Source organism: Okeania sp. SIO2F4 (assembly GCF_010672385.1).
Lineage (GTDB): Bacteria > Cyanobacteriota > Cyanobacteriia > Cyanobacteriales > Microcoleaceae > Trichodesmium.
The window spans coordinates 1-5,304 of record NZ_JAAHGT010000685.1 but is presented as its reverse complement, the minus strand read 5'-3'; the positions used below and the strand labels follow the sequence as shown (position 1 = coordinate 5,304).

Here is a 5,304-nt window from a genome sequence, read left to right as displayed (position 1 = left end):
CTCCTATCAAATCAAAGCTGTTCCCCAAAAATACTGGAAAAAATCTCAGAGAATTATTCAGATGCCAACCTTTCCATAAAATCTCTGAACCTGATTTTCAAGCCAGATGTTTGATGTGATAATTTTTCTCGAAATTTCCCTAATCAAAAAAATCGAGAAAATAGAGATTAGCTGATGAAATTACCATCAGCATCCAGAGATTTTTTCAGCTTCAGATATTCACTAGGTTTTCCTAGTTTCTCCTTCTACCTAATTTTGATAAAAGTCTCTCTCACCATCACCTTTCGACTAAGAAAAATTCAACCAAAACAGCCAAAAAAATCTCTAAATATTTCTCCTATCAAGTCAAAGCTCTTCTCCAGAAATACTCGGAAAAATCTCAGAGAATTATATTGTCAAACCAGATAATCGCCATGTTAGCTAGCACTAACTTTTGCATTCTGTAAAGCTCCAAAAAATAATCAGGTTTTGCTATTGTATTTCCCAAAATATAATGATACACTTTAAGAAGTGGGGGGTTATTCGCCTATACATATGATTTTTTATTCAACTAAAAATATTATCCTTCCCCATCGATAAAACTTCATTCCGCTGTTATGGAAAAAGAATGATATAATAAAAAATTAAATTATTTTTTGTTTTTAAAATAAACTCTGAAATTTATTTTTCAGTATTTCAAGCCTTTGGCTGAAGTCAGAGGTACTGATAACTGATAACTGATAATTGATAACTGAAATGACTTCAAGTCCTTATAAAAGTAAAGTATTAAATTTTGTTGCAGCAAAATATCGCCAAATATTAACTCAAAGCGATACTACCTTGCGTCATTTAAAATTTGCAGCTACTAACACAGTTCAACTGTTACTTTATCCTATATATGTGTTATTGCAAACATCTCGCCTAGCACTCAAACAACTAAGACAAACAACCACAAGCCCAATACCACAAATCGCAGAAAAAGTCAATAAAAAAATAAGTGAAAACGATCAAACTCCTGACCAACCTATCCAAGAAGTATCAGTAATTTCAACACAAGATTATCCTAGACTATTAGAACCCTCAAAGCCTAAACCTCTGGTTAAAATGCAGTGCGAAGATTTCTCAGGATTAGAAATTGCAGAAAACCATAAAATATCAGAAATTTTGGTCAGGGTCAAACAAGAAAATCCTCTAATATTACAAACAGCCAAGATAGAAAAAAAAGTTCCATTGCAACTTCAACCCTGTACAGAACTTGTGCCAATGTTTGGACCTTTAGGCAGAATCTGGCAAATTATGGCTTGGGTACAAACCAGTAAAATTGCCTTGTGGTTCAATTTGTTTGAGGAATTGAATATAGCTTTAGACCAAAATGAATCAAAGCACGAAAATAATATAAGTTCGATAAACTACCAAAGTCAGCCATTATTGTCAAGTTCAAATCTAACTTTCAGTGAGTTTATTCATAATTTAGCCAAACAGTATCTATACCCAATTACTACAGGTCTAGGATTAAATGGTTTACTACCACCTTTTAAAATAGAAGAAGAATGGCAACTCGAATCATTATTAGAAGCAGAACTAGGCCAAGAAAATCAACAAAAGCCTTTAGCCAACCAAGATGAAACGCCAATAGTTGCCTCATCAGTATCACCATTTGAACCAGAAACATCTCAGATAGCGACCTCTTTAGCAACTAAACCTCTAATTAGGACAGGAAATATAGAAAAATTAGGAAAAGAGAAAAATTTACCTTTAGATTTACCTTTAGATCGACACTTATCTGACCAGACCATCTTAACTTCTAATAATTCTAATAATTCTGCCAAAAAAGAGGCGATCGCATTCAAAGAAGTTTTGAGAGATATAGATGGACATAGAATAGAACAGGAACTAAATTATAGCATAAACCGTACCAAAATATCTGTTCAAAGTTATAACTCACAAAGTAGACCCAAACACCAAGGAAACTGTTTAGAAGTAGAGTCAGTTTCAGTAGGGTATGTCAAACATCCCCTAGAAATAATATTGGGGTGGGTAGATGTGATTATGACTTGGCTAGAAAAAATATTTGTACAGGTGTGGCAATTGTGTCAACAAAAGTTGAAAAATTTTTGACAAATGATTGTGGTAAAATGAGTCAACATTTAGATATGATAAGAAAGTTGTAGATATTTGATCGAAAAAATTCGGTCTGAAACCCTATCCTTTAAGGAGAAATAATAAATGCTGACTTTGAAAATAGTTGTTAATATCGTTGTTCTATTCTTTGTCTTATTATTTATCTTTGGATTCTTATCCAATGACCCTGCACGGAACCCTAGCGGTCGGGACATGGAGTAAACCTGTATCAAAATTTTAGCTTCTACACGGGAGTTACCCTAGATTGAAAAGTAGTAAATTAGGGATTAGTCCTAGCATTAAAGCCATAAATAAGAAGAGGAAAATGCTCTCTTACGAAAGAAGTTCGAGAGTTTGAAAGCCATGTCACTTTAGTGGATGGATGAAAAACGTTTCATGTCGCGCAGCGAAACGAGAGATTTTAATCGCCTTAAAAATCTCTAGTTTTTGTGTTACTATTGAAGAAGCAAGTAGGAAAAAATCTGCGGTCCGAATCGTCCTAGTAAGGAGAAATCCCTGTAAGTAAGTCCAGCGGTTAGAAAAATTAAGCGCGTCAGTGTGGCTACACGACTACAAACAATGGCAGGACGAGGAGCCTACAAAATTGGCCTTGTGATCATATCTGAAAGCGAAAGTAAAGTAAGCCCAATGTATGTGGCTATGTGTCAACATATTTGAGGGTGTAGCGGCACTTTGATAATTCCATTAAGAGTTCGTTTTTGGACTACTTAAGAATCCCCGTCTCGCGACTAGCGGGGAGTATCAATCAAATCGAAAATATTGAATATAAAATTGTGGCTCCTCCACAGAAGACAAATAAATGCTGATATTGTGGGAGCGTCACTTAGCCTGGAAGTCCACTTACTTTGTACAGTGTTACGTTCCAGGCTAATTTTTGACATAATTTACAAAATATGGTAATAAATATAATCCATCTAAGTGAAGCTATCTGAAGAGCCTCATTAGTGAACTTTTGACTTTCAAGTCAATCTATATAGCAATGCTATTTGATTCATGTCCAAAAATTACCTCTCAGCATCAGAGAGTAGGACTGTCCAGAATTTGGTAGTCACCATGACTGCGACATTAACCCAAGTATAAATCTTTTGGCTGCTGGGCTAGCAGTGTCAGTCTGTGGAGCGACCGTAAGACCTGAAGGGAGTAAATCCTGGAGGGCAAGTGCTATGAAGCAGAAAGCCCCTATCAGTAATCTTAGGGAATCCCAAGCTGTCTCGTAGAGCAGTGTCGGGAAGATGTCAAGATGAACTCCAATCTTTAAATCTCGTGAACTTAGTATTTCTATCCGAAATATGTCCTACCCCCTGCCACCTCCAGAAATACCTCCCATTGTTCAAACCCTACCTTCAGCCCCTGTAGTCCAGTCTGTTACAGAGGCACAACAGGAATTATCGACTCCAAATCAAAATCAATCGAGTCCAAGACCACAATTAAACCAGGTTGCAGAGGAAATCAGAATATCTGCAAAGAACACTTTCTTAGGAGAAGAGTTCAGAGAAACTGTGTTGTACAAATTTCCTCAAATTACCTCAACTTTTGACCAAACTCAGAAAGTCGGTCCAATTCATACAACCTCAGCCAATCTTGGACCACCAATAGAAATAGATATATCATCAGCACAGAGAATTTCTACTCTCGAAAGCCAAATCAATTCAGGTAGAAAAAAAACATTCTCCTCCAGTTCCTTCTCAGATTTCTCAGAATATGCTGTGTCTGAAAAAGAAGCCCAAACTACTCAACAAACAAACTCGCTTAATGTCAATAATAGTAGAAAAATATTAGAACGTTTTAGTAGCAAAAAACAACCAATTCCATCAAAATTTCAGATAGGGCAAACCATCAGAGAAAACAATACCCCAGAACTACCAAACCTTCCCCAAGACCAACAACCCACTCGCGAAACTGACACCCCAGAATCAGAAGACAAAAAAGAAGGAACCCCTATTCCCATACCAGAATCAGAATCTCCAACTCAAGACTCAGACAAAAAAACAGAGGATAGACAACCTCTTCAAATACCTCTACCAGCAGATGTAGTCGAAGTAACTGCAGACCGCCAAGAATATAACGAGCAACGGCAACTTATTAGTGCAGAAGGTAAGGTAACAGTGCGATTTAGTCAAGGAGTAGTTAGTGCTGACAAAGTACAAGTTAACCTAACAACTCGTCAACTCCTTGCCACAGGAAATGCTGTGTTTGCTCAAGGAGAACAAGTCTTGCTTGGAGAGCGCATGGAATACAACTTTGCTCTCGATAAAGGATTAATTGAAGAAGCAAGTGGAATTATTTTTGTTGGAAACGCAGAAGAAAGCATGTCATCATCCCTACCTACCACAGAAGGAGTAGGAGCATTAGGGGCAAGATCCTTGAGTGATAACATTGCTGCTACTCAACCTCCAACAAAAGTGAAAGCTACTCAAGGGGCAAGAGTTACATTTGAACCCACACTAGAACTACCAGAGCAGTCAGGAACAGTTAACCGACTGCGCTTTGAAGCTGACCGTCTCAATTTACTAGGTGCTGGTACATGGGAAGCAATAAATCTTCGACTAACCAATGACCCATTTTCACCTCCAGAGGTAGAATTAAGATCCGATCGCGCTACACTTAGACCCTTATCTCCCTTTCAAGATGAACTGATAACCAAAAAATCTCGGTTAGTATTCGACCAACGTTTTAGTTTGCCACTATTTCGCGAGCGAACAGTTATCGATCGCCAGCAACGAGACCCGCTCCCACTTCAAATTGGTTATGACCAAGACGATCGAGGTGGTTTATTTGTTGAAAGTACATTTGAACCTTTTGTTCCAGGTCCTTTGCAAATTAGGCTAACTCCTCAATACTACTTGGAAAGAGCATTTTTTGGTGATGAAGACGACTCACCTATAGATGGTAACGTTTTGGGTCTCAAAGCTTCTGTCAATGGTGCCATAACCCCCACAACTCAACTAGAAGGGCGAGCCACATTTTTGACATTTAAAGATTTTCCCGAGCTAGAGGAAGATGACTTTCGAGGTAGCATTCGACTAAGACAGTCATTCCAAGGTTACAATTTGACTTTTCCGGCATCAGACTTAGCTTTTCTCGATTGCTTTGAGGTTTGTCTAATACCAGATAAGTCCTCAAATCTTCAACCCATTTGATAGTATGACGCCAACTGAACCAACTGCTTAGAAATACAGTGGT

The 5,304-nt window shown here is 37.7% G+C and carries 3 protein-coding genes; all 3 read left to right on the top strand.

The features are described 5' to 3' along the window. Window positions 1-735 precede the first annotated feature (735 nt). Complete coding sequence (locus F6K22_RS30440; RefSeq protein WP_293106830.1) at window positions 736-2,097, top strand: hypothetical protein; 1,362 nt, start codon at window positions 736-738, stop codon at window positions 2,095-2,097. 108 nt (window positions 2,098-2,205) lie between these two features. Next, window positions 2,206-2,322 (top strand): photosystem II reaction center protein I, encoded by a 117-nt coding sequence (locus F6K22_RS30435; RefSeq protein WP_011612663.1) that lies wholly within the window; start codon window positions 2,206-2,208, stop codon window positions 2,320-2,322. 1,088 nt (window positions 2,323-3,410) lie between these two features. Next, window positions 3,411-5,261, top strand: a complete 1,851-nt coding sequence (locus tag F6K22_RS30425) for a DUF3769 domain-containing protein (protein WP_293106825.1) — start codon at window positions 3,411-3,413, stop codon at window positions 5,259-5,261. Window positions 5,262-5,304: the final 43 nt, after the last annotated feature.